This is a genomic window from Kitasatospora sp. NPDC088783 (assembly GCF_044750705.1).
In the GTDB taxonomy this organism is placed as follows: domain Bacteria; phylum Actinomycetota; class Actinomycetes; order Streptomycetales; family Streptomycetaceae; genus Kitasatospora; species Kitasatospora fiedleri.
On sequence record NZ_JBIVKJ010000022.1, the window covers coordinates 32,793 to 56,644 of the forward strand.

Genomic DNA, 23,852 nt, shown 5'->3' on the forward strand with positions numbered 1-23,852 from the left:
ACGCGACGGGAGGACAGGGCATGACCGAACCGGGATTCAACCAGCGGCTGAAGGCCGCGGTGACCGAGGACGACCGCACCGCCCTGGTGTTCCTGGGCAACTTCGAGGTCGAGGAGCAGTGGGCGCGCGGCGAGATCGGACTGCCCCGGCTCACCTCGGCCGGCAACACCGCGGTGGTCAACCGGATGGACGAGTTCGCGCTGCTGCTCGGCGGCGCCGACGACCACGTGGTGCTGAAGACCGCCCCCGACCGGGAGTACCTCCACTACCTGCGCGGACTGGGCCTGCGCCTGCCCACCGTCCACGTGGTGGCCGACCAGCTGCCGGGCAACACCGTCACCCGGGACGCGCTGGCCGACCCCGGGCTGCTCGCCGTGCTGGCCAAGCTCGGCGAACAGGGCGCGCTGCTGCTCCCGCACGGGGTCTCCGAACTGGAGGAGGACCTGGCCGCCAAGGCGGGCATCGGGATCGCCGGGCCGCCCGCCGCCCTGTGCAAGGCCGTCAACAGCAAGGTCCACAGCCGGCGGATCGCCGACGAGCTGGGCCTGCGCCAGCCGCGCGGCTGGGCCTGCGCGACGACGGCCGAGCTGGACGAGGCGGTCGCCGCCGCCGCGGCGCTGCTGGACGAGGGCGCCGTGCTGCTGTTCAAGGAGGCGCTCGGGGTCTCCGGCAAGGGCATCTCGGTGATCGAGAGCGCCCGGCGGCTGGAGCGCACCCGGCGGATGGTGGCCGACGCCGCGAAGGCCGCCGGCACCGACCGGATCGCCTTCGTGATCGAGGAGCGGGTGGCCAAGGCCGCCGACCTCAACTACCAGTTCACCATCGGCCGCGACGGCTCGGTCCACCTGGACTTCGTCAAGGAGGCCATCACCGCCAACGGCGTCCACCTGGGCCACCGCTTCCCGCCGGACCTCCGCCCCGAGCAGCTCGCCGAACTCGGCCGCGCCGCCGCACTGCTCGGCTCCCGGCTCGCCGCCGACGGCTTCCACGGCGTGGTCGGCGTGGACGCGATGACCGACCCGGACGGCGGCCTCTACCCGGTCATCGAGATCAACGCGCGCAACAACATGTCCACCTACCAGGTCCGGCTCCAGGAGCAGCTGCTCGGCCCGGGCCGCACCGCGCTGGCCCGCCACTACCCGCTGACGCTCACCGCGCCGCTGCCGTTCGGCGCGGTCCGCGACCTGCTGGACGGGCTGCTGCTCCGGGAACCCGGCGGGACCGGCCTGGTGGTCAACAACTTCGCCACGGTCAACGCCGGCGCCGCCGCGGGCACGCCGTTCAACGGCCGGCTCTACGGCCTCCTGATGGGCGGCTCCGCGCAGGAGCTCGCCGCGCTGGACGCCGCCGTCACCGAGCGGCTCGGCCGCGCCGCGGCCTCCGCCCCCACCCCCGCCCGGCCCCAGGGCCCGTCCCCGGCCGCAGTCGAAAGGGACCAGCATGAGCGCTGAATTCCAGGTCCAGGGCCTGGACGCCACCGCCCTCGCCGAGGAGTTCGGCACCCCGCTGTACGTGTACGACGGCGAGGCGCTGCGGCGCCGGATCACCGACCTGCGCGCGCTGCTGCACCCGCGGTTGGAGGTGTTCTTCTCGATGAAGTCCAACCCCAACATCGCGGTCTGCGCGCTGCTGCACCGCCACGGCGCCCGGGCCGAGGTCTCCTCGCTCGCCGAACTGCTGACCGCCCGCCGGGCCGGCGTCGCGCCGCAGGACATCGTCTTCCTCGGGCCCGGCAAGAGCCGCGCCGAGCTGACCGAGTGCCTGACCCAGGGCGTCTACGCGGTCATCTGCGAGTCGCTGCCCGAACTGGAGCTGATCGAGGAACTGGCCGCCGGGCTCGGCCTGGTCGCCCCGGTGGCCCTGCGGGTCAACCCGAGCTTCGCGGTCAAGGGCTCCGGCCTGACCATGGGCGGCAAGCCGCGCCAGTTCGGCATCGACGAGGCCCGGCTGCTGGAGGGCGCCCCGCTCGGCAAGCAGTACGAGCACGTGCGGCTGATGGGCGTCCAGGTCTACATGGGCACCCGGATCCTGAACGAGGACGCGGTGGTGCAGAACACCGTCCGCATCCTGGAACTGGCCCGGCGGATCGCCGCGCACCACGAGTTCGCACTCGACATGGTCGACATCGGCGGCGGCCTCGGCGTCTCCTACTTCGAGGGCGAGCGGGACCTGGACCTGGCCCTGCTGGCCCGCGAGGTCAACCCGGTGCTGGCGGAGTTCGCCGAGGCGCACCCCCGGACCCGGATGATCATGGAACTGGGGCGCTACCTGACCGCGGAGAGCGGCACGTACGTGGTCCGGGTCCGCTACACGAAGACCTCGATGGGCGAGAACTTCGCGGTCGCGGACGGCGGCACCAACCACCACATGGCCGCCGTCGGCATCGGCTCCTTCGTCAAGCGCAACTTCCCGATCCGGCTGCTCAACCGCTACGACGAGCCGGCCGACGAGGTCTGGAACGTCACCGGCCCGCTCTGCACCCCCAACGACACCCTGGGCAAGAAGGTCCGCCTGCCGCACCTGCGGGCCGGCGACCTGCTCGGGGTGGAGCGCTCCGGGGCCTACGGGCCGAGCGCCTCACCGGTGCTCTTCCTCAGCCACGGCCACCCCGCCGAGGTGCTCGTCCAGGACGGCCGGGCCCACCTGGTGCGCGAGGCCGACAGCACCGAGGACCTGCTGCGCAAGCAGCGCCTGGTCGAGCAGGACTGACCCGCGACCCGGCGGCCCGGGCCACCGCACCGCGACGGCACTCCGCCGCGACGGCACCGCACCACCGAGGCACCCCACCGCGACGCCACCACGCCACCACGCCACGAAAGGGCGCGATCCACATGACCGACACCATCGAGACCACCGACCGCACCAGGGTGGTCGCCGCCATCACCGAGGCGCTCGGCGCCGTGCTCCAGCGCGACCTGGGCGACCTGGCACCCGACACCAAGCTCTTCGATACCCTGGGCCTGGACTCCACCGGCGTGCTCGACCTGCTGCTGCGCCTGGAGGAGCTGCTGGACGGGGAGTTCGACACCGACGAGCTGGAGATGAGCCACTTCGCCACCGTCCGGTCGCTGGCCGACTTCATCACCGCCGAGCTGGACGCCTGAGGATGTCCGTCTCAGCACCGGAGCGGGCCGGTGCCGCCGCGCGCGGCCCGGCCCGGCACCCGGGCCTCGCGGTGACCGCGGCGGCGCACCGGTTCTTCCCGACCGGCACCGCCCGGCTCGACAACCCCGTCGACCGGGGCTACCTCCTCGACCACACCGGCCACGCCGGCCTCGTGCTGGACCGGGCGGTGCTCGAAGGCGCCACCGGCAACCGGTTCCAGGACATGGGCGCCGACCTGCTCGACCGGCTCGGCCCCCAGCCCGCGACCGACCTGATGGTCCTGGCCTACGCCACCCCGGACCTGCTGCCCACCACCCTGACCGCGCCCACCCTCGCCGAACGGCTCCCCGGCCGCCCGCTGCTGCTCGCGGTCACCGACCAGGGCCGCTCCGCGCCGTTCAGCGCCCTCGCGCTGGCCCAGAGCTACGCCCACCGGCACGGCTTCCGGCGGGCCCTGGTGCTGGCCTTCGACCAGACGGTGCTGCCCTACCGGGTCCCGGCCGACGGGCCGCTGCGCCTGGCCGGCGACAGCGCGGCGGCCCTGGTCCTGGAGGCCGTCGACGCCGGCCGGCCGGACGGCTACCAGGTGCGCCAGGTCTGCGGACTGGACCCGCGGCAGGCCGGCCGGGCGCTGCGCGAGCTGGCCGCCGAACTGGACCCGCGGGGCACCGCGGCGCTGCTGGCCGGACCCGGCCTCGACGCCGGCCCCGACGCGGGCCCCGAACCCGACCCCGGCCGACCCGTCGCCCGGCGGGCGGCGGCCGGCTACCCGTGCACCGCCCCGCTGAGCCTGCTCGCCGAGGGGCTGCCCACCGGGGCGCCCGTCCTGCTGGCCGAGTACGACCCCGCCCTGGGCGACCTGTCGGTGTGCCGCGTCGACCCCGCCCCGGCACCGTGACCGCGGCGGCGCACGCCCCGGCGGCGCACGCCCCGGCGGCGCAGGCCCCCGGACTGGCGGCGCAGGCCCCGGCACCGGCACCGGCTTCGGCGCCGGAGCTCCAGCGGGTCGCGCGGACCGAGGGGCTGCTCCCCGCGCTGCGCCTGCTGCTGGAGGCGCACGGCGACACCCCGCCGTTCGGGCCGACCGGCCACACGCTGCTGCCCGAGCCGGCCGCCGGCCCGGACCCGGTGCGCCGCCACCCGCTGCCCGGCGGCGCGGTCGTCCTGGTCCACGACCCGCGGGCGGCCCGCGCCGGGGCGGCCGTCGACCGGACGGCGCTGCTGCGGCTGCGGCTCGGCCTGGTCCAGGGCCTGCGCGACGCCTGCCTGGCGCACCTGGCCGGACGGGCCAGCGGCGGGAGCACCGTCCTGATGCAGCAGCTGGTCAAGGGCCAGCTGGCCGAGGCGCTCGGGCACCAGCTGGAGCTCGCCGCGCTGCTGGACGCCACCGCGCCGCCGGACCTGACCGGCCCCGCGCTGCGGGACCTGCACCGCCAGCTCACCGACACCGGCCGGGCCCTGCTGCGGCTGCTGGGCGCCCACGGCTACCTGGCCGACGGGCCCGGCGCCACCGCGCACGTCTCGGAGCTGCTGGCCGACGTCCACCTGCCCGCGGAGGAGGACCGGTGACCGCGCCGGACGGCCGCCTGGCCGCGCTGCGCGACCGGGCCCGCGAGTGGGGCGCCGGGTTCGCGGCGGCCGCGCTCGACCTGGACCGCGACCCCGACCGGATCGCGGACCACCTCGACCTGCCCGGCGTCCGCTTCATGAGCACCTTCGGCGTCCCCGCCGAGTTCGGCCGGCCGCCGCTGCGGATCGGACCGCACCGGTTCGAGGGCACCACCGCGCTGGAACGCGCGGTCGTGCTGGAGGAACTGGCCCGCGGCGACATCGGCATGACGCTGGCCGCGCCCGGCCCCTCGATGTCCGGCGTCCTGGTCGAACAGCTCGGCGACCGGGCCCAGCGGGAGTGGTTCTACGGGCGGGTGCTCGCGGAGCCCACCTGGACCTGCTTCGCCCTGACCGAACCCGACCGGGGCTCCGACGCCTCGGCCCTGGACACCGCGCTGCGCCCGGCCGGGGACGGCACGCTCGAACTGACCGGCGCCAAGCGGTACGTGGGCAACGCCTCGCGGGCCCGGGTCGCCGCGGTCTTCGCCCGCACCCGGCCGGGCCCGCTCGGCGTCACGGCGGTCCTGGTGGACACCGGCGACCCGGGCTACCGGGCCGAACCGCTCGACTCGCTCGGCGTCCGCGGCGCCCGGATCTGCGCCGTCACGCTGGACCGGGTGCGGGTCGACCCGGAGCGGGTGCTGGGCCGGCACCTGTCGCCGACCCGGCGCGGGATCTGGGCCTCCGTCCAGGTCTTCAACCAGTTGCGGCCCTCGGTGGCGGCCCTCGCGCTCGGCGTCGCCGGCGCGGCGCACGACCTGCTGCTGGAGCACCGGGCCGCGGCCCGGGGCACCGCCCGGGAGCGGATCGAGCGGATCGGCCGGCGGATCGGGGCCACCCGCGCCCTCGTCCACCGGGCCGCGGCCGCCGTGGACGCCACCGGCGACGGGTACCTCGCCTCGGCGGCGAAGGCCCGGGCCTGCCGGCTGGCCGAGGAGGTGACGCTGGAGGCCGGCGAACTGCTGGCGCCCGCCGCCCGGGCCACCCACCCGCTGCTGGACAAGCTGGTGCGCGACGCGCGCGGGGTGGAGTTCATGGAGGGCACCCGCAACATCCAGCACCTGAACCTGTTCCAGGGCCTGCTGTCGGGCCGGGTGGACGGGTGAGCCGGCCCCGCGGACGGCAGCGCGCACCCCGCCCGGTCAGACCCGGTTGAGGTAGGCGAGCACGGCCATCACCCGCCGGTTGTCGTCCCTGGACGGCGGCAGGTCGAGCTTGGCGAGCAGGCTGTTGATGTGCTTGGCGACGGCCTTCTCGGTGATCACCAGGGCCGCGGCGATGGCGGCGTTGGACCGGCCCTCGGCCATGTAGCCGAGCACCTCGCGCTCGCGCTCGGTGAGCCGGGCGATCTGCTGGTCCTGCGAGCTGTGGCTGAGCATCCTGGAGACGACGTTCGGGTCCATCACGGTGCCGCCGGCGGCGACCTGGTGCAGGGCCGAGATGAACTGGTCGCTGTTGAAGACCCGGTCCTTGAGCAGGTAGCCGACCCCGCCGTCGCCGTCGGCCAGCAACTCCTGCGCGTAGAGCTGGTCGACGTACTGGGAGAGGAGCAACGAGGGCTGTCCGGGCCGCAGTCGGCGGCCCTCCAAGACGGCGCGCAGCCCCTCGTCGGTGTGGGTGGGCGGCATCCGGATGTCGACCAGCGCGACGTCGGGCTCGTGCTCGGCCAGCGCCCTGGTCAGCTCCGGACCCGACCCGACCGCGGCGACGATGTCGAAACCGTTCAGTTCGAGCAGCCGGGACAGGCCCTCACGGAGCAGGAACTGGTCTTCCGCGAGTACCAGGCGCATGATCGGTCCCCCGTGTCTCCCCGTCAGTCCCGGCCGCCGGGCCGGAAACCCTCCGGCCACAAGCTAGCAATGCCCCCATGGCCAAGCAAGCAAGCCGCAATCGGTCAGCGCCTGGTCAACTGCCTGTCAGCGCCGTTTGAAATGATCGTGAGGTCAGGCGCTGCAAGGGATTCCACGACGCGTGACCGACGAAGGCATCCACCGCTGTAACCGAGCCGGCCCGAAAATCATCCCGCCGGCGATATCGACGTGGACGGTGTCCCATTCAAGTCATCTCCGCTCCGTACGAATTCAATGCCGAGGACGTTTTCGTCAATCTCGAAACGGTCGTCGGACAACGCCTGATGCTCAAGTGCGAGGGCTTCAATTTCGCCGGTTCCATCAAACTCAAGGCCGCGCACGCGATGGTGAGCGCCGCCGAGCGGTCGGGCCGGCTGCGGCCCGGGTCGACCCTGGTGGAGAGCTCCTCGGGGAACCTGGGCGTGGCGCTGAGCCTGGTCGCCGCCAGCCGCGGCTACCGGTTCATCTGCGTCACCGACTCCCGCTGCACCCTCGGCGCCCGCCAGTTGATGGAGGTGTTCGGCAGCGAGGTGCACGTCATCACCAAGCCGGACCGGGTCGACGGGCTGCTGGGGGCGCGGATCCGGCACGTGCGCCGGCTCTGCGCGGACAACGAGGGCTTCCTCTGGCTCAACCAGTACGCCAACCCGAACAACTGGCAGGCGCACTACCGGCTGACCGGCCCGGAGATCCTCAAGGCCTTCCCCGACCTCGGGGTGCTGTTCGTCGGCGCGGGCACCACCGGCACGCTGATGGGCTGCGCCCGCTACCTGCGCGAACAGAAGCCGTCGGTGCGGATCGTGGCGGTCGACGCGGTCGGCTCGGTCACCTTCGGCGGCCCGCCCGAGCCGCGGCACATCCCGGGCCTCGGCACCGGCGTGCGGCCGGCGCTGCTCGACGAGTCCGTGGTGGACGACGTGGTGATGGTGGCGGAGCCCGACACCATCCGGGCCTGCCGCCGGCTGGCCCGCCACGGCTTCCTGTTCGGCGGGTCCACCGGGACGGTGGTGAGCGGGGCGGTCGCCTTCCTGGCCGAACACCCGCTGGACGGCGGCGAGTCGGCCGTCGCCATCGCGCCCGACCTGGGCGACCGCTACCTGGACACCGTCTACCAGGACACGTGGGTGACGGACCTGTACGGCCCCGACGTGCTCCAGGACACGCTCCGGGCCGAGGCCCGCTGACACCCCGGTCCGGACCGTCCTCACCAGCCCGCAGTACCCCGATGGAGACGTCATGACCTCGCCCACCCGTTCGACCCTCCCGCTGACCGGCGCCCAGACCGGCATCTGGTTCGACGAGCAGCTCGCCAGCGGACGCCTCGCCTACAACATGGCGGACTACCTGGACATCAGGGGCCCGCTGGACGACCGGCTGCTCGTCGGAGCCCTCACCCGGGTGACGGACGAGGCCGAGTGCACCCGGGCGAGGTTCTCCGAGGCGGACGGCCTGCCGGTCCAGCGGATCGAACCGCTGGACGGACTCCCGCTGCGCACCGTCGACCTGACGGACCACCGGGACCCGGTGGGCGAGGCGCTGCGGCTGATGGACGAGGACCTGCACCGGCCCTTCGACCTGCTCGGCGGCGTGCTGTTCCGGGCCGTCCTGTTCCGGGTGGCCGCCGACCGCTCCCTGCTCTACCTGGCCATGCACCACCTGCTCTCCGACGGCTACAGCCGCCTCGCGGTCTACCGCAGGCTCAGCGAGGTCTACGGGGCGCAGGCCGCGGGGGAGCCGGTCGCGGACGGCGCGCTGCCCGGACTGGAGCTGCTGCTGCGCGAGGAGGCCGACTACCTGGGGTCGGCCGCGGTGGAGCGCGACCGCGCGTTCTGGGAGGGCCACCTGAGCGGCCCGGCCGGGCCCACCAGCCTGGCCGCGGGCGCACCGGTGCCCGGCACCGCGTTCCTGCGCGGCAGCCTCGCGCTCGACGCGCCCACCGCCCGGGCGCTGCGCGCGGCGGCCCGCGCCGCCGAGGTGACCTGGCCGACCTTCGCGATCGCCGCCGCCGCCGCGTACACCGGCAAGGCCGCCGGCCTGTCGGACGTGCTGCTCACCCTGCCGATGACCGCCCGGCTGACCGCCACCGCCCGCTCGGTGCCCGGCATGGTGGCCAACTACCTGCCGCTGCCGGCCCGGGTCGGCCCCGCCACCACGGTGGGCGGACTGCTCCGCGACACCTCCCGGACGCTGGCCCGCTCGCTGCGCCACCAGCGCTACCCGGCCGACCGGATCCGCCGCTCGATCGGCCTGCGGGCCGACGACCGGCGGCCGTTCGGCCCGTTCGTCAACGTGCTCCCGCAGACCCCGCAGTTCCGGCTCGGCCCGTGCGAGGCCCGGCTGAACAACCTCTCCACCGGGATCGTCGACGACCTGATGATCACCGTCCTGGACGGCCCCGACGACGGCGTCGAACTGCACCTCAACGGCAACCCCGCGCTCTACGGCGAACAGGAGGTCACCGACCACCTGCACCGCTTCGGCGCCTTCCTGCGCCGCCTGGCCGACGCCGACCCGGACACCCCGCTGGGCCGCCTGGACCTGGCCACCGACGCCGAACGCGCCCGCCTCGCGCGGGCCGGCACCGGACCGGCCGGCGCACCGGGCGGCTCGGTGCCGCAACGGGTGCGGGAGTTCGCGCTGCGCACCCCGGCGGCGCTCGCGGTGAGCGACGGACGCACCGCGGCCTCCTACTCCTCGCTGGTCGGCTGGGCCGACGAGCTGGCCGCCGCGCTGGCGGCCGACGGGGTCGGCCCGGACATCCTGGTCGGCGTCCTGGCCGAGCCCGGCACCGCCTTCGTCGGCGCGGTACTGGCGGTGCTCACCGCCGGCGCGGCCTACGTGCCGCTGGACGTGCACGCGCCGCCGGCCCGGACCGCCGGGCTGCTCGCCGACGCCCGGGTCGGCCACCTGCTGGTCGGCCCCGGGCAGCGGGACCTGGCCGCCGAGGTGACCGCCGAGCCCACCACCCCGGCCGGGACGCGGCTCCACCCGCTGCCGCCGGGGCTCACCGCGCACCCCGTCCCGCTCTTCGACCCGCTGCCGCCGCGGGCCGCCGGCCAGGACCTCGCCTACGTGATCTTCACCTCCGGCTCCACCGGCAAGCCCAAGGGCGCGATGGTGCACCGCGACGGCCTGCGCAACCACCTCGACGCCAAGATCGACGACCTCGGCCTGGCCGCGGGCGACCGGGTGGTGCAGAACGCGCCGGTCACCTTCGACGTGTCGGTCTGGCAGATGCTCGCCCCGCTGCTGGTCGGCGGCACCGTCCGGGTGGTCGACCGGGCGACGGCCGCCGACCCCGACGCGCTGTTCGCCGTCACCGCCACCGAGCAGGTCACCGTCCTGGAGGTGGTCCCCTCGCTGCTGCGGGCCGCCCTGGACGCCTGGGACGCGCTCGACGCCACCCCCGCCACCGGCCGGCTGCGGCGGCTGGTGGTGACCGGCGAGGCCATGCCGCCGGACCTCTGCCACCGCTGGTGGCAGCGCTACCCGGCGATCCCGCTGGTCAACGCGTACGGTCCGACCGAGTGCTCGGACGACGTCACCCACGCGCTGCTGTGCGCCGGTGACGAGGTGGGCCCGCGGGTGCCGATCGGCGCGCCGGTGCGCAACACCCGCCTGTACGTGCTCGGCGACGACCTGCGGCCGGTGCCGCCGGGCACGGTCGGCGAGCTGTACGTGGGCGGCGCGGGCGTCGGGCGCGGCTACCTGCACGACCCGGTCAGGACGGCCGGCGCCTTCCTCGCCGACCCGTACGGGCCGCCCGGTGCCCGGATGTACCGCACCGGCGACCACGTCCGGTGGCGCCCCGACGGGCAGGTGGAGTTCCTGGAGCGGCGCGACCACCAGGTCAAGGTGCGCGGCCACCGGATCGAGCTGGGCGAGGTCGAGGCCGCGCTGCGCGCCCTGCCCGGGGTGCTGGACGCGGCCGTCACCGCGCCCAGGGACGCCGCCGGCCGGGCCCGGCTGGTCGCCCACCTGGTCGCGCCGGGCACCGACCCGGCCGCCGTGCGGGAAGAGCTGGCCCGGGTGCTGCCCGACCACCTGGTGCCCACCGCCTGGGTGCCGCTGCCGGCCCTGCCGCTGACCGCGCACGGCAAGGTCGACCGCAAGGCGCTGACGGCCCCCGGCACCCCCGCCCCCGCCGCCGACCCCGGCCGGGGCGCCGCCGCCGCGCCCGCCGCCGGTCGGCGGCCGCGCACCGAGGCGCAGCGGGTGCTGTGCGAGGTGTTCGCCGAGGTGCTCGGCCTGGCCGAGGTCGGCGTCGACGACAACTTCTTCACCCTGGGCGGCGACTCGATCAGCTCCATCCAGGTGGTCAGCCGGGCCCGGACCCGGGGCGTCGTGCTCCTGCCGCGGGACGTCTTCGCCCTCAAGACCCCCGCCGCACTGGCTGCGACCGCCGCCGGCCCCACCGCCGGGCGGACCGTCCGCCCCGACGCCGACGCCGACGCCGAGGACGGCGTCGGCGAGGTCGAGCCGACCCCGATCATCGCCCAGCTCACCGAAGACCTCGGCGAACTCGATGGCCCGGCAAGCGAGTTCAGCCAGTACGTGGTGGTCAGGACGCCGCCCGGGCTGACCGTCGAACGGCTCACCGAGCTGCTGGCGGCCCTGCTCGCCCGCCACGACGCGCTCCGGATGGCCGTCACCGCGACCGCGCCCGGCGTCTGGACGCTGCGCACCCGGCCGCCCGGCGCCGTCGACGCCGCCCGGCTGGTCGACGCGGTCGACGCCACCGGGGCGCTCGGCGACCCGGCCGCGCTCGATGCGCTGGTCGCCGAGCAGGTCCGGGCCGCCCGCGCCCGGCTCGTCCCGGCCGAGGCCGGGACGCTGCGGGCGGTGCTGCTGGACGGCGGCCCCGCGAGGGACGGCCGACTGCTGCTGCTCGCCCACCACACCGTGGTCGACGGGGTCTCCTGGCGCATCCTGGTCGCGGACCTGGAACGCGCCTGGACCGCCCTGGCCGCCGGCCGCCCGCCCGTCCTGGAGCCCGTCCCGACCTCCTACCGGCGCTGGGCCGCGATCCTGGGCGAACAGGCCCGCAGCAGTGCCCGGATCGCGGAACTCCCCTACTGGCGAGAGCAGTTGACCGACGACCAGCCGCTCCTCGGGCGGCGCGCCCCCGACCCGGCCCGGGACACCTACGGCACGGCCGGCCGGCTGCGCCTGGAACTGCCCGCCGACCGGACGGCGGCGCTGCTCACCGCGGTGCCCGCGGCCTTCCACGGCGAGATCAACGACGTGCTGCTCGGCGCGCTCGCCCTGGCCGTCACCGACTGGCGCGCCCGGCACGGGGCCGACGGCGGCGCGCCGGTGCTGATCGAGCTGGAGGGCCACGGCCGCGAGCAGATCGCCGAGGAGGCGGACCTGGCCCGCACGGTCGGCTGGTTCACCACCGTCTTCCCGGTCCGGCTGGACCCCGGCCGCCACGACCGCGCGGAGGTCCTGGCCGGCGGCCCGGCGCTCGGCGCCGCGGTCAAGCGGGTCAAGGAGCAGCTGCGCGCCGTCCCGGACCGCGGCATCGGCTTCGGCCTGTTGCGCCACCTCAACCCGCAGACCGCCCGCCTGCTGGCGGCCGCCCCCGCGCCCGCGCTCGGCTTCAACTACCTGGGCCGGTTCCGGGTCGACGGCGGCACCGGCCCGTGGACGCTGGACGGCGGCAGCGCGGTGGTCGGCACCGGCGTGCACCCCGACATGCCGCTGCGCCACCCCCTCGCGGTCACCCCCGTCACCGAGGACCGCGCCGACGGCCCCCACCTGGTGGCCGACTGGCTCTGGGCGGACGGCGTGCTGACCGGGGCCGAGGTCCGGGACCTCGCCGAGACCTGGTTCGCCGTGCTGCGCGCCCTGACCGACCACGCCGCGACGCCCGGCGCGGGCGGCCGCACCCCGTCCGACCTGCCGCTGGTGGCGCTCGGCCAGCCCGAGATCGAGCAGATCGAACGGGGCGAGGGCGGCCCGGTCACCGACGTGCTGCCGCTGACGGCGCTCCAGCGGGGCCTGCTCTTCCAGGCCGAGTTCGACCCGGACGGCACCGACCCGTACACCCTCCAGGTCACCGCCGACCTGGTCGGCGCGGTGGACCGGACGGCACTGGAGGACTCGCTGGCCGCCCTGCTGGAACGCCACCCCCACCTGGGCGCGGCCTTCCACCACCGGCCCGCCGGCGACCCGGTGGCGGTGCTGCGCGCGGGCGTCCGGGTGCCGCTGGCCGCCGACGACCTCTCCGGGCTCGGCACGGCCGAGCGGACGGCCGCGCTGGACCGGCTGGCCGACCGGGAGCGCGCACGCGGCTTCGACCTGTCCCGCCCGCCGCTGATGCGCTGGACGCTGGTGCGCCTGGACGAGGACCGGCACCGGCTGATCTGGACCCTCCACCACATCCTGGTGGACGGCTGGTCGATGCCGCTGCTGGTCCGCGAACTGCTCACCTGCTACCGGCACGGCGGCGCGGCCGACGCGCTGCCCCCCGCCGTCCCGTTCCGCGGCTACCTGGCGCACCTGGCCGGCCAGGACCGCGGACGGGCCCGCGCCGCCTGGCGCGCCGCGCTGGCCGGACTGGCCGAGCCCACCCTGCTCCGCCCCGCCGCCCCCGACCGGCGCCCGGCCCCGCCCGCCCGCCTGCCGCTGCTGCTGAGCGAGGAGGAGACCGCCGCGGTCACCGGCTTCGCCGCCCGCCGCGGCCTGACCGTCAACACCGTCTTCCAGGGCGGCTGGGCGATCCTGCTGGGCCGGCTGACCGGCCGCTCGGACGTGCTGTTCGGCTCCGTCGTCTCCACCCGCCCGGCCGCGCTGCCCGGGGTGGAGGAGATCGTCGGCCCGTTCCTGAACACCCTGCCGGTCCGGGCCGTGCTCGACCCCGCCGACCCGGTCGACGCCCACCTCCAGCGGGTCCAGGACGCGCAGGCCGCGCTGCGCGACCACGACCACCTGGGGCTCGCCGAGATGCTCGACGGCAACCCCGCGCTGGCCGGCCTCGGCGAACCCTTCGACACCGCCCTGGTGTTCGAGAACTTCCCGGTGGACGGGGCCGCCGACGCCGCGGCCGGCACCGGCCTGCGCATCGAGGAGGTCTCCGCCCGCGACGCCCGGCACTACCCGCTCAGCCTGGTGGTCCTGCCGGGCCGACGGCTGGAGGTGCGCTTCGACTACGCCCCCGACCTGCTGACCGAGGACCAGGTCGCGGTGATCGCCGACCGGTTCCGCCGGCTGCTGCTCGACCTGGCGGCCGGAACCGCCGCACGGCTGGGGCAGCTGGACGTCCTGACCGAGGACGAGACCGGCCTGCTGCGCAAGTGGAACGACACCGCCCGCCCGGCCACCGGGGCGATCCGCGCCGGAGTGGTCGAGCAGGTGCAGGAATTCGCGCTGCGCACCCCGGCGGCGCTCGCGGTGAGCGACGGCCGCACCGCGGCCTCCTACTCCTCACTGGTCGGCCGGGCCGACGAACTCGCCGTGGCGCTGGCGGCCGACGGGGTCGGCCCGGACACCCTGGTCGGCGTCCTGGCCGAACCCGGGACCGCCTTCGTCGGCGCGGTGCTGGGCGTGCTGCAGAGCGGCGCGGCCTACCTGCCGCTGGACGTGCACGCGCCGCCCGCCCGGACCGCCGCGCTGCTCGCCGACGCCCGGGTCGGCCACCTGCTGGTCGGCCCCGGGCAGCGGGACCTGGCCGCCGAGCTGACCGCCGAGCTGACCGCCCGGGCCGCCCCGACCGGCGGCGCCGCACCGCGTGTCCGGTCGCTGGACGGGGAGTTCAGCACCGGCGCCGTCCCGCTCGACCGGCTCGCCGAGCCGCTGGGCGGACCGGACGACCTCGCCTACGTGATCTTCACCTCCGGCTCCACCGGCAAGCCCAAGGGCGCGATGGTGCACCGCGCCGGGATGGCCAACCACCTGCTCGCCAAGGTCGAGGACCTCGGCCTGGCCGCGGGCGACACGGTGGTGCAGAACGCGCCGGTCACCTTCGACGTGTCGGTCTGGCAGATGCTCGCGCCGCTGCTGGTCGGCGGTACCGTCCGGGTGGTCGACCGGGCGACGGCCGCCGACCCGGACGCGCTGTTCGCGGTGGCCGAGGCCGACCGGGCGGCGGTGCTGGAGGTGGTCCCCTCGCTGCTGCGGGCCGCCCTGGACGCCTGGGACGCGGCCGGTACGGCCCCCGCCGCCGGCCGGCTGCGGCGGCTGGTGGTGACCGGCGAGGCGATGCCGCCGGACCTCTGCCACCGCTGGTGGGCGCGTTGCCCGGAGATTCCGCTGGTCAACGCGTACGGTCCGACCGAGTGCTCGGACGACGTCACCCACGCGCTGCTGTGCGCCGGTGACGAGGTGGGCCCGCGGGTGCCGATCGGCGCGCCGGTGCGCAACACCCGCCTGTACGTGCTCGGCGACGACCTGCGGCCGGTGCCGCTGGGCACGGTCGGCGAGCTGTACGTGGGCGGCGCGGGCGTCGGGCGCGGCTACCTGCACGACCCGGTCAGGACGGCCGCCTCGTTCGTCGCCGACCCGTACGGGCCGCCCGGTGCCCGGATGTACCGCACCGGCGACCACGTCCGGTGGCGCCCCGACGGGCAGGTGGAGTTCCTGGAGCGGCGCGACCACCAGGTCAAGGTGCGCGGCCACCGGATCGAGCTGGGCGAGGTCGAGGCCGCGCTGCGCGCCCTGCCCGGGGTCACCGACGCCGCGGTCACCGCGGTCGGGGACCGGTCGGGGGCCACCCGGCTGGTCGGGTACGTGGTGGGCGGCGGCGACCCGGCCGCCGTGCGGGAGGAGCTGGCCCGGGTGCTGCCCGACCACCTGGTGCCCACCGCCTGGGTGCCGCTGCCGGCCCTGCCGCTGACCGCGCACGGCAAGGTCGACCGCAAGGCGCTGCCCGCGCCCGACCAGGCCGCGCCCGCCGCCGGCCGGCGGCCGGCCACCGGGGCGCAGCGGGTGCTGTGCGAGGTGTTCGCCGAGGTGCTCGGCCTGGCCGAGGTCGGCGTCGACGACAACTTCTTCACCCTGGGCGGCGACTCGATCAGCTCGATCCGGGTGGCCGCCCAGGCCAGGGCCCGCGGCCTCGGGATCACCCCCCGGGACGTCTTCGGGCACCGCACCCCCGCCGCCCTCGCGGCGGTGGCCGCCGCCGCGCCGGCCGAAGCGGCCCGCGCCGCCGCGCCCGCCCCGCTGCTGGAGCTGAGCGAGGACGAGATGGACGAACTCGACATCGAGCTGGAGTCATGATGGGACGCACCGTGGGACGTGGCCGCACGAGCGAGTTCCTGCCGCTCTCACCGCTGCAGCAGGGCTTCGTGTTCCACGCCGACTTCGTGGAGCGGGGCGTCGACGTCCACGTGCTGCAACTGGTCGCCGACCTCGCCGGGGACCTGGACGCCGGGCGGCTGCGGGCGGCGCTGTCCGGCCTGCTGGAGCGGCACGCCGGCCTGCGGGCCTGCTTCCGCGCCCGCCGCTCCGGCGAGCCGGTGCAGGTGGTGCCCGCCGCCGTCGAACCGCCCTGGCGGGAGCACGACCTGTCCGGGACGGCCGGGGACGAGCGGGCCGCCGCGCTGGAGCGGCTGACCGAGGCCGACCGGGTCGAGCCGTTCGACCTGACCCGCCCCCCGCTGCTGCGCGCCACCCTGGTGCGGCTCGGCGGCGGCCGGCTGCGCCTGCTGCTGACCGTCCACCACATCGTGCTGGACGGCTGGTCGATGCCGATCCTGCTGGAGGAGCTCTTCACCCGGTACGCGGGCGGCCCGGCGCCGACCGCGCCCGTCCCGCACCCCCGGGAGTACCTGGCCTGGCTGGACCGGCAGGACCGCGCGGCGGCCCGGGCGGCCTGGCGCGCCGCGCTGGCCGGCGTCGAGGAGCCCACCCACACCGTCCTGCCGGACGCCGCCCGGGCCGCGCTGCTGCCCCGGACGGCGGTCGCCGCGCTGGCGCCGCGGGACACCGCCCGGCTGGCCGAGTGGGCCCGCGCCCGCCAACTCACCCTCGGGACCGTGGTGCAGGGCTGCTGGGGCCTGCTGGTCGGCCAGCTGACCGGCCGCTCCGACGTGCTCTTCGGCGTGGTCGACTCCGGCCGCCCCGCCGACCTGCCCGGCGTCGAGTCGATGGTCGGCATGTTCGCCAACACGCTGCCCACCCGGCTGCGGCCGGACCCGGCCCGGACGGTGGCGCAGCTGCTCGCCGACTTCCAGGACCAGCAGGCCGAGCTGCTCCCGCACCGCCACCTGGGCCTCGCCGAGATCCAGGAACTCACCGGCCTCGGCGGCCTGTTCGACACCGCGGTGATGTTCCAGAACTACCCGATGCCCGCGGCGACGGCCTTCGCCGAGCTGACCGGCCTGACCCTGCACGGCTCCGAGATCCGCAACGCCACCGAGTTCCCGCTGAGCCTGGTCGCCCTGCCCGGCCGGGAACTGGAACTGCGGGTCCAGTACCGCCCGGACCTGTTCGCGGACGCCGAGGCCGAACGGCTCGCCCACCGGCTGGCCGCCCTGCTCGGACGGATCGCCGAAGCGGCCGACCTCCCGCTCGCCCGGCTGGACCTGCTGGAACCCGCCGAACGCGACGAGCTGCTGCACGCCCGCAACCGCACCGAGGCGCCCGCGCCCGCCGCGCTGCTGCCCCGGCTGCTCGCCGACCGGGCCGCCGCCCGGCCCGACGCCGTCGCGGTGCAGTGCGGCGACGAACAGCTGACCGCCGGCGAACTGCACGCCCGGGCCAACCGGCTGGCCCGCCAGCTGATCGACCGCGGCACCCGGGTCGGCAGCGTGGTCGGCCTGGCCCTGGCGCGCTCCGCCGACCTGGTGGTGGCCGCCCTCGCGGTGCTCAAGACCGGCGCCGCCTACCTCGCCGTCGACCCCGAGCACCCGGCCGACCGGATCGCCCACATGCTCGCCGACGCCGCCCCCGCCGTCCTGCTGAGCACCGCGCCCGCCCTCGCCGGACTGGGCTGGACGGGCACCGCGCTGCTGCTGGACGACCCGGTGGCCGAGGCCGAGCGCGCCCTGCTCCCCGACGGCGAACTCACCGACGCCGAACGGGGCGCCGCGCTCAGCGCCGCGCTGCCCGCCTACGTGATCTACACCTCCGGCTCCACCGGCCGGCCCAAGGGCGTCGTCGTCCCGCACGGCGCGTTCGCCAACCTGGTCGACGACATGTGCCGCCGGCTCCAGGTCACCGAGGACGACCGCTTCCTCGCGGTGACCACCTTCGGCTTCGACATCGCGATGCTGGAGCTGTTCGTCCCGCAACTGGCCGGCGCCCGGCTGCTGCTGGCCGACCGGGCCACCGCGGTCGACCCGGCCGCGCTGGCGGCGGCCGTCACCACCGGCCGGGCCACCCTCATGCAGGCCACCCCGAGCCACTGGCAGGCGCTGGTCGCCACCGCCCCCGAGAGCCTGGCCGGGCTGCGGGTGCTGGTCGGCGGCGAGGCGCTGCCCGAACCCCTGGCGGCCGAACTGCGCCGCCGCGCGGGCGCCGTGTTCAACGTCTACGGGCCCACCGAGACCTGCATCTGGTCGACCGCCGAGCGGCTGGACGACACCCCGGCCGGCGCCCCGCCGATCGGCCGCCCGATCGCCAATACCCGGGTGTACGTGCTCGACCACGCGCTGCGCCCGGTGCCGGTCGGCGCGGTCGGCGAACTCCACATCGCCGGCGCCGGCCTGGCCCACGGCTACCTGAACCGGCCCGCGCTGAGCGCCGAACGCTTCGTCGCCGACCCGTACGGCCCGCCCGGCACCCGGATGTACCGCACCGGCGACCTGGTCCGCTGGCGCCCCGACGGCGCGCTGGACTACCTCGGGCGGACCGACCACCAGGTCAAGGTGCGCGGCTACCGGATCGAACTCGGCGAGATCGAGAGCGCGCTGGCCTCCCGGCCCGAGGTCGAACGGGCCGTCGTGACGGCCCGCGAGTTCGCCCCCGGCGACACCCGGCTGGTCGCCCACCTGGTGGCCGCGCCCGGCGCCGCGCCGGACACCGCGGCGGTGCGCGAGGGCGTCCGCGGCACGCTGCCCGGGTACATGGTCCCCTCCGCGTTCGTCTGGCTGGACGCCTTCCCGCTCAACCCGAGCGGCAAGGTGGACCGCGCGCGGCTGCCCGCCCCCGACCCGGCGGCGGCCCCCGGCCGGGAGGCCGCCGACCCGGTCGAGGAGATCCTCTGCGGGCTGTTCGCCGACGTCCTGGGCCTGGCCGCGGTGGGCGCCGAGGACGACTTCTTCGAGCTCGGCGGCCACTCCCTGCTGGCCACCCGGCTGGCCGGCCGGGTGCGCGGCGCGCTCGGCGCCGAGGTGTCGGTGCGCACCCTGTTCGAGCACCCCACGCCCGCCGCGCTGGCGGCCCGGCTGGACGCCGCCCCGGCGGCCCCCCGCCCGCCGCTGCGGGCCGCCGACCGGCCGGACTTCCTGCCGCTGTCGCACACCCAGCGCCGGCTCTGGTTCGTCAACCGGCTCGACCCGGAGGCCGGCGGCTACCACGTCCCGCTGGCCGTCCACCTGGACGGCGCCCTGGACCCGGTCGCGCTGCGCGCCGCCCTGGGCGACCTGACCGACCGGCACGAGATCCTGCGCACCGTCTTCCCCGACCTCGGGGACGAGCCGGGCCAGGTGGTGCTCGCCGCCGAGCAGGCCCGCCCCGCGCCCGAGCCGGAGCCGGTGGCCGGCGCCGACCTGGAGCGGCGGCTGACCGAGGAGGCCGACCGGACCTTCGACCTGGCCCGCGACCTGCCGCTGCGGGTACGGCTGTTCGCGCTCGGCCCGCAGGAGCACGTGCTGCTGCTGGTCGTCCACCACATCGCCTTCGACGGCTGGTCGACCCCGGTGCTCGCCGCGGACCTGGCCCTCGCCTACCGGGCCCGCACCGCCGGCACCCTCCCCGACTGGGAGCCGCTGCCGCTCCAGTACGCCGACTTCGCGCTCTGGCAGCGCCGGATGCTGGGCGCCGAGGACGACCCCGACAGCCTGCAGAACACCCAACTGGCCTACTGGACCGAGGCGTTGCGCGGCATCCCGGAGGAGCTCGGCCTGCCGCTCGACCACCCGCGCCCGCCGATCGCCGGCTACCGGGGCGACGTGGTGCGCTTCGCCGTCCCGGCCGACCTGCACGGGCGGCTGGTGCGGCTGGCCCGCTCGTCCGGGGTGAGCCCGTTCATGGTGGTCCAGGCCGCGCTGGCCGCCACGCTGGGCCGGCTCGGCGCGGGCGCCGACATCCCGATCGGCGTGCCGGTCGCGGGCCGCGCCGACGAGGCGCTGCACCCGATGGTCGGCTTCTTCGTCAACACCCTGGTGCTGCGCACCGACCTCGGCGGCGACCCCACCTTCCAGCAGCTGCTGCACCGGGTCCGCGACACCGACCTGGCCGCCTTCCAGCACCAGGACCTGCCGTTCGAACGGCTGGTGGACGCGCTCGCCCCGGTCCGCTCGCTCGCCCGGCAGTCGCTGTTCCAGGTGATGCTGGCCTTCCAGAACACCGAGGCCCCCCGGTTCGACCTGCCCGGCCTGCGCTCCTCCTTCCGGGAGACCGGCAGCACCGCGGCCAAGTTCGACCTGGTCTTCGAGTTCACCGAGCAGGGCCCCGGCGAGGGGCTGGCCGGCCGGCTGGAGTTCGCCACCGAGCTGTACGGGCGCGCGACCGCCGAGCGGATGGCGGCCCGCTTCCTGCGGCTGCTGGCGGCGGCCGTCGACGCGCCCGGGACGCCGCTGAGCGGCCTGCCGGTGCTCGACGAGGCCGAGCGGCGGCAGATCCTGGACGACTGGGCCGTCCCGGCCCTCCCCCCGGCCGCGCCGACCGGCGCCACCCTGCCCGAGCTGTTCGAGGGCTGGGCGGCCCGCCGCGGCGAGCACCCCGCCTTCGTCTCCGCCCGCGGCACCCTCTCCTACCGGGAACTGGACGCCCGGGCCAACCGGCTGGCCCGCGAACTCGCCGACCGGGGCGCCGGCCCCGGGGCGATCGTCGCCCTGATGCTGCCCCGCTCCGAGGAGCTGCTGGTCGCCCTGCTGGCCGTGCTCAAGTCCGGCGCCGCCTACCTGCCGGTCGACCCGGCCTACCCGGCCGACCGGATCACCCACATGCTCGCCGACGCGGACGCCCGGCTGCTGCTCACCTCGACCGGGACGCTCGCCGCCGGCGCGCTGCCCGCCGACGCGCTGCCCGCCGGGGCCGCCGACCGGGCCGCCGCCGTGCTGCTGCTGGACGACCCGGCCACCGCCGCCCGGGTGGCCGGGCGCTCCCCGGCGCCGCTCACCGACCGGGAGCGCCGCGGCCCGCTGCGCGACCACCACCCCGCCTACGTGATCTACACCTCCGGCTCCACCGGCCAGCCCAAGGGCGTGCTGGTCGTGCACCGCACGGTGGCCGAGCTGACGGCCGACCACCGGCGGCGGTTCGCGATCGGCCCCGACACCCGGGTGCTGCAGTTCGCCACCTTCAGCTTCGACGCGGCGGTCTGGGAGCTGTGCTGCTCGCTGCTGGCCGGGGCCACCCTGGTGCAGGTCCCCGACGAGCTGCGGGCCGGCCGGCCGCTGGCCGACTTCATGACCGGGCAGCGGATCGACCTCTGCCTGCTGCCGCCGGTGGTGGTGGCCGCCTTCCCCGCCGACGCCGAACTCCCGGCGGACCTGGTGATGACGGTCGGCGGCGCGGCGGTCACCGCCGAACTGGTCGAGCGCTGGGGCCCGGCGGTGCGGCTGCACGACATCTACGGCCCGACCGAGACCACCGCGGTCTGCCTGGTCAGCGACCGGGTCACCGCGGGCCGCCCGCCGATCGGCCGCCCGCTGGCCGGCCACCGCGCGTACGTGCTGGACGCCGCCCTGGCCCCGGTGCCGGTCGGCGTCACCGGCGAGCTCTACCTCGGCGGCACCGGCCTGGCCCGCGGCTACCTGAACCGGCCCGCGCTGAGCGCAGAACGCTTCGTCGCCGACCCGTACGGCCCGCCCGGCGCCCGGATGTACCGCACCGGGGACCTGGTCCGCTGGCGGCCCGACGGCACGGTGGACTACCTCGGGCGGACCGACCACCAGGTCAAGGTGCGCGGCTTCCGGATCGAGCTCGGCGAGATCGAGAGCGTGCTGCTGGAGCACCCGCTGGTCGACCAGGCCGTGGTGGTCGCCCGGGAGGACCACCCGGGCCTGCAGACCCTGGCCGGCTACCTGGTGCCCGCCCCGGGGGCCGCGGTCGACCCCGCCGAGGTGCGCAGCCGGCTGGCCCGGCGGCTGCCCGACTACATGGTGCCGCCGGCGCTGATCACGCTGCCGGAACTGCCCGTGACGGTGAACGGCAAGCTCGACCGGGACGCCCTGCCCGCCCCCGACCGGACGGCCGGCCCCGGGCGCGCCCCGGCCACCGCGACCGAGCGGGCGCTGGCCGCCGCCTTCGCCGAGGTGCTCGGCCGCGCGTCGGTCGGCGCCGAGGACGACTTCTTCGCCCTGGGCGGCAACAGCATCGGCAGCGTCCAACTGGTCGCCCGGGCCGCCAAGAGCGGGCTGCGGCTGGCCGTGACGGAGGTCTTCACCCAGCGCACCCCCGCCGCGCTCGGCGCGCTGCTCGACCACCGGGGCGAACGGCCCAACGGCGCCGCCCACCTGGCCGGCCAGCTGCGCGCGAGCGGCCTGGCCGACGACCCGGACCCGTTCGGCCCGGTGCTGCCGATCCGCCCGACCGGCGAACTGCCGCCGCTGTTCTGCGTGCACGGCGGGCTCGGCACCAGCCTGCCCTACCTGGGCCTGGCCGGGTACCTCGACGAGCGGCGGCCGGTCATCGGCCTGCAGGCGCCGCAGGTCAGCGGTGCGGGCGGGCCGTCGGCGAGCCTCGAGGAGCAGGCCGACGCGTACCTGGCCCGGATCCGGGCGATCCAGCCGCACGGCCCCTACCACCTGCTCGGCTGGTCCTTCGGCGGGCTGCTGGCCCACCAGGTGGCGGTGCGGCTGCGGGCCGCGGGCGAGCGGGTGGCCTACCTGGCCAACCTGGACGCCTTCCCGTACGACCGCGCGCTCGACGGCGAGATGCCGGGCCGCGACGGGCTGCTGACGAGCTTCCTGGAGTACCTCGGCGAGGAGCAGGCCGCGGCCGCCGCGGACGCGGTCGACCCGGCCGCCGTCGCCCGGGTGCTGTCCCGGCACGGCGGACCGTTCGCCACCCTCACCGAGGCCGACGTGGAACGGCTGGTCGCCGTCATGCGCCACCACGTGGAACTCGCCGAACGCTTCACCCCGGGCCGCTTCGACGGCGAGATGACGCTGTTCGTGGCGACGGCCGGCCGCACCGCCCGCGAGGTCGCCGACGCCGCCCGGCGCTGGGCCCCGCACGTGGCGGGCGGCGTGGTGGTCCACGGGATCGACCACGCCCACGAATACCTGATGCACCCGGCCCCGCAGGCCGAGATCGGCGCCCTCGTCGACGCCCGGCTGCGCCGGCTCGCCCGGAACCCCCGCTCGGAAAGGACCTCATGAGCACTCTCGCCGCAGGACCGCTCGCCGCGGCCCCGATCGGCGGCTCCGCCGTCGAGACACTCGCCCTGGCCGGACGCCGGCTGCGCCACCTGCGCCGGGCCCCCGGCCGGCTGATCGGCGTGGTGCTCAACCCGATGGTCATGCTGCTGGCCGTCGGCTACCTGTTCAAGAACGCGATCAAGGCCCCGGCCGGGGGCAGCTACCAGGAGTACCTGATGGCGGGCATCGCGATGCAGGTCGGCCTGGCGAGCATCGGCCCGACCGCGATCAGCGTCGCCCTCGACCTCAAGGCCGGCCTGATGGACCGGTTCCGCTCGCTGCCGATCGCACGCGCCTCGGTGCTGGTGGCGCACGCGATCGGCGACTTCCTGGTCAGCCTCGCCGTCCTGGCCGTGGTCTGCGCGGCCGGCCTGGCCGTCGGCTGGCGCACCCACGGCAGCCCGCTGTCGGTGCTGGCCGGCTTCGCGGTGGCGGCCGGGTTCGTGCTGGCGATGGTCTGGGTCGGCATCACCATCGGCCTGGTGGTGCGCAACGTCGAGTCGATCGACTCGATCGGCGCGCTGGTCCTGGTGGTCTGCACCTTCCTGTCGAACGCGGTCTTCCCGGCCGAGGCGATGCCGTCCTGGCTCCACCCGGTGGTCCAGTGGAACCCGATCAGCGCGGTCTCCGACTCCTGCCGCCGCCTCTGGGGCAACCCCTACGTCCCGGACGGCGGCTTCCCCGGCCAGCACCCCCACCTGGTGGCGGCCCTCTGGCTGGCCGCCCTGCTGGCCGGCACCGCCTGGCTCAGCCTGCGCACCTTCCGCCGGGCCGCCGACTAGGCCCTGTCCGGCCGATCCTGCCGGGCGCGCGA

At 76.3% G+C, this 23,852-nt stretch carries 11 protein-coding genes; 10 read left to right on the plus strand and 1 reads right to left on the minus strand.

Features of this window, described 5'->3' with window-relative positions; genetic code table 11:
- Positions 1 to 20: 20 nt before the first annotated feature.
- The 6 genes from ACIP60_RS34775 to ACIP60_RS34800 all read left to right on the plus strand — a co-directional run bounded on the left by ACIP60_RS34775 (position 21) and on the right by ACIP60_RS34800 (position 5,822).
- Positions 21 to 1,451, plus strand: a complete 1,431-nt coding sequence (locus ACIP60_RS34775) for a hypothetical protein (protein WP_400692591.1) — start codon at positions 21 to 23, stop codon at positions 1,449 to 1,451.
- Positions 1,441 to 2,709, plus strand: a complete 1,269-nt coding sequence (gene lysA, locus ACIP60_RS34780; RefSeq protein ID WP_400692593.1) for a diaminopimelate decarboxylase — start codon at positions 1,441 to 1,443, stop codon at positions 2,707 to 2,709. Before ACIP60_RS34775 ends, lysA begins: the two co-directional genes overlap by 11 nt.
- Before the next feature lie 122 nt (positions 2,710 to 2,831).
- Complete coding sequence (locus ACIP60_RS34785; RefSeq protein ID WP_100838045.1) at positions 2,832 to 3,104, plus strand: phosphopantetheine-binding protein; 273 nt, start codon at positions 2,832 to 2,834, stop codon at positions 3,102 to 3,104.
- Between the two features lie 2 nt (positions 3,105 to 3,106).
- Positions 3,107 to 4,003 carry a hypothetical protein gene (locus tag ACIP60_RS34790; RefSeq protein WP_400692597.1) on the plus strand — a complete coding sequence of 299 codons (897 nt, stop codon included), beginning with the start codon at positions 3,107 to 3,109 and terminating at the stop codon, positions 4,001 to 4,003.
- Positions 3,973 to 4,674 (plus strand): hypothetical protein, encoded by a 702-nt coding sequence (locus ACIP60_RS34795; RefSeq protein ID WP_400692600.1) that lies wholly within the window; start codon positions 3,973 to 3,975, stop codon positions 4,672 to 4,674. The genes ACIP60_RS34790 and ACIP60_RS34795 overlap by 31 nt, the downstream gene beginning before the upstream one ends.
- Positions 4,671 to 5,822 carry an acyl-CoA dehydrogenase family protein gene (locus tag ACIP60_RS34800; protein WP_400692602.1) on the plus strand — a complete coding sequence of 384 codons (1,152 nt, stop codon included), beginning with the start codon at positions 4,671 to 4,673 and terminating at the stop codon, positions 5,820 to 5,822. The genes ACIP60_RS34795 and ACIP60_RS34800 overlap by 4 nt, the downstream gene beginning before the upstream one ends.
- Before the next feature lie 36 nt (positions 5,823 to 5,858).
- Here ACIP60_RS34800 and ACIP60_RS34805 read toward each other — a convergent pair whose 3' ends face one another.
- Entirely contained in the window at positions 5,859 to 6,506 is a 648-nt protein-coding gene (locus ACIP60_RS34805) for a response regulator transcription factor (protein WP_100838048.1), read from the minus strand.
- Between the two features lie 263 nt (positions 6,507 to 6,769).
- Between ACIP60_RS34805 and sbnA the strand changes: the two genes are divergently transcribed.
- From sbnA to ACIP60_RS34825, 4 genes are read left to right on the plus strand one after another with little or no spacing between them, the layout of a single operon-like run.
- Positions 6,770 to 7,750 (plus strand): 2,3-diaminopropionate biosynthesis protein SbnA, encoded by a 981-nt coding sequence (sbnA, locus tag ACIP60_RS34810; RefSeq protein WP_100838049.1) that lies wholly within the window; start codon positions 6,770 to 6,772, stop codon positions 7,748 to 7,750.
- A 52-nt stretch (positions 7,751 to 7,802) separates the two neighbouring features.
- Positions 7,803 to 15,785: an amino acid adenylation domain-containing protein gene (locus tag ACIP60_RS34815; protein WP_400692605.1), complete on the plus strand. Its 7,983-nt coding sequence runs from the start codon at positions 7,803 to 7,805 to the stop codon at positions 15,783 to 15,785.
- Complete coding sequence (locus ACIP60_RS34820; protein ID WP_400692608.1) at positions 15,785 to 22,999, plus strand: amino acid adenylation domain-containing protein; 7,215 nt, start codon at positions 15,785 to 15,787, stop codon at positions 22,997 to 22,999. Before ACIP60_RS34815 ends, ACIP60_RS34820 begins: the two co-directional genes overlap by 1 nt.
- Positions 22,996 to 23,820 (plus strand): ABC transporter permease, encoded by an 825-nt coding sequence (locus ACIP60_RS34825; protein WP_400692610.1) that lies wholly within the window; start codon positions 22,996 to 22,998, stop codon positions 23,818 to 23,820. The genes ACIP60_RS34820 and ACIP60_RS34825 overlap by 4 nt, the downstream gene beginning before the upstream one ends.
- The last annotated feature ends 32 nt before the right edge of the window (positions 23,821 to 23,852 follow it).

Excerpts from the sequence above, each read along its gene's own strand:
- ACIP60_RS34775 (WP_400692591.1), top strand. The coding sequence starts at position 21 with ATGACCGAACCGGGATTCAACCAGCGGCTGAAGGCCGCGGTGACCGAG.
- ACIP60_RS34825 (WP_400692610.1), top strand. The coding sequence starts at position 22,996 with ATGAGCACTCTCGCCGCAGGACCGCTCGCCGCGGCCCCGATCGGCGGC.
- ACIP60_RS34805 (WP_100838048.1), bottom strand. The coding sequence starts at position 6,506 with ATGCGCCTGGTACTCGCGGAAGACCAGTTCCTGCTCCGTGAGGGCCTG.
- ACIP60_RS34815 (WP_400692605.1), top strand. The coding sequence starts at position 7,803 with ATGACCTCGCCCACCCGTTCGACCCTCCCGCTGACCGGCGCCCAGACC.
- ACIP60_RS34785 (WP_100838045.1), top strand. The coding sequence starts at position 2,832 with ATGACCGACACCATCGAGACCACCGACCGCACCAGGGTGGTCGCCGCC.
- ACIP60_RS34790 (WP_400692597.1), top strand. The coding sequence starts at position 3,107 with ATGTCCGTCTCAGCACCGGAGCGGGCCGGTGCCGCCGCGCGCGGCCCG.
- ACIP60_RS34820 (WP_400692608.1), top strand. The coding sequence starts at position 15,785 with ATGGGACGCACCGTGGGACGTGGCCGCACGAGCGAGTTCCTGCCGCTC.
- lysA (WP_400692593.1), top strand. The coding sequence starts at position 1,441 with ATGAGCGCTGAATTCCAGGTCCAGGGCCTGGACGCCACCGCCCTCGCC.